The sequence below is a fragment of the Morganella sp. HSTU-ASny43 genome, from assembly GCF_022819185.1.
Classification (GTDB): Bacteria; Pseudomonadota; Gammaproteobacteria; order Enterobacterales; family Enterobacteriaceae; genus Morganella; species Morganella morganii.
Window position 1 is genome coordinate 1 of sequence record NZ_WSPG01000065.1, and the last position, 1,604, is coordinate 1,604.

Here is a 1,604-nt window from a genome sequence, read left to right on the forward strand (position 1 = left end):
CTACAAGTGTCATATTGGTTTTAGATTACATTCTCATTATTATTTTTTACAAAATAATCTTCCATCTAAACTTTTAGTTGAAGATAGCAGGGGGCTGGGATCTAATTTATTGTTCAATGATACAGTAATATGGCCATATAATCATGAATTAAACTTATCATTTTTAAATAAATATCCCAATAAGATCACTGCCGCCATCTTCAGAGGTATTGATAAATTTAATATTAGAAATACTTTAAATAAAAGTGATGCTTTTGATATAGAAAATTTCTTAAACAACCCTTGTCTTCATAAAGAAAGACAACTTGAGCTTGAACATAATGGTAAACTCTTCTTATCGAGTAGATTAAATGGCTTGTAATATTTTCATAAATCATTTTTCATTATATTCACTATATAAATCAAAAAATCTTAATTTAGTTTTAGATAATGTTGACAATATATATATTGATGGAGCCATGCTAGTTAAACAAATAAATTGGCTATTTGGCACTAATATAAAAAGATATAGTTTTGATTGGAGCAGTATCGCTGAAAAAACAATAAAATATTACTCCTTCGAAGGAAAGGTATTGTTTTGGGGGGGGGAGAAACAACATACTGATAATTTTATATCTTACCTAAGCGATAAAAATCTCTCTAAAAATGTGACATGCACTGATGGGTTTACTCTTAGACTTAATGATATCAGCGAGTTAATCAATAAATATAATTATAGCGCTGTCATTATTGGCAGAGGAACACCACAACAAGAAACTGATTTATTATATTTGTCCAAAGAACACCCTAATGTTGATTTCTTTACTTGTGGTGGTTTTATTACACAAGTTGGTCTTTTTGGTGATATATATGGAGAGCAATACTCAAGGCTACCAAGATGGTTATGCAGAATAATGCGTCAGCCTTTTGTCTTAAAAAGAGTACTATATACTTACCCAATTAGTTTTATTCAGGTTTTTAAATTGAGAAAAGTATTAAATGACCATATACATAAATTCAAAGAGTTTAAATTATAAACCATGGTTATTATTGCTATCTTTAGGTGGCTTCCTTCCATTTAGCGAATACAATGCAATATTAATTTCCATAGTTGCAATGCGATTTATAATCCCTATATTTACTCCTAACCAATTTGATATAAAATCCATTATTGGTACATTTACTCTGGCTTCTATTATTGCGCTTTTGGTTTATCATGTTTTATTTAGTAATTATAGATTAATATGGATTATACGATATTCATTCCTTGCGTTATCATTATACATGATAGCACAATGCAGAATACGTATATCAGTAAAAGATACTAATTTAATAGCTTTAGTTGTATTTGCCTATGTAATTTCGGACATAATACAATTATACACCGGAACTACTTTATTTTTAAATAATACAAATAGAACATATGGCCTTACTTTTCAGAGAATAGTTTTTTCTGATTTTATCATAACGCTGTGTATACTCCTTATCATAATATTTGAGACAACAAGCACTGTAAAAAATAAATACTTTATTATCATTCTAAAGTTAATGTGTTTAGCTCATGTATACATGACTGGTTCTCGTAGTTTTATATTAATATTGCTATTCCTCATATTTTATAAACC

General features: G+C 28.3%; 2 protein-coding genes. Both read left to right on the top strand.

The window, feature by feature from the left end; all coding sequences use genetic code 11:
• Positions 1-361, top strand: a 361-nt coding sequence (locus tag GN208_RS17660) for a hypothetical protein (RefSeq protein ID WP_243828506.1), incomplete at its 5' end; no start/stop codon positions are given.
• Positions 351-1,016 carry a WecB/TagA/CpsF family glycosyltransferase gene (locus tag GN208_RS17665; protein WP_015422384.1) on the top strand — a complete coding sequence of 222 codons (666 nt, stop codon included), beginning with the start codon at positions 351-353 and terminating at the stop codon, positions 1,014-1,016. The genes GN208_RS17660 and GN208_RS17665, both read left to right, overlap by 11 nt.
• The last annotated feature ends 588 nt before the right edge of the window (positions 1,017-1,604 follow it).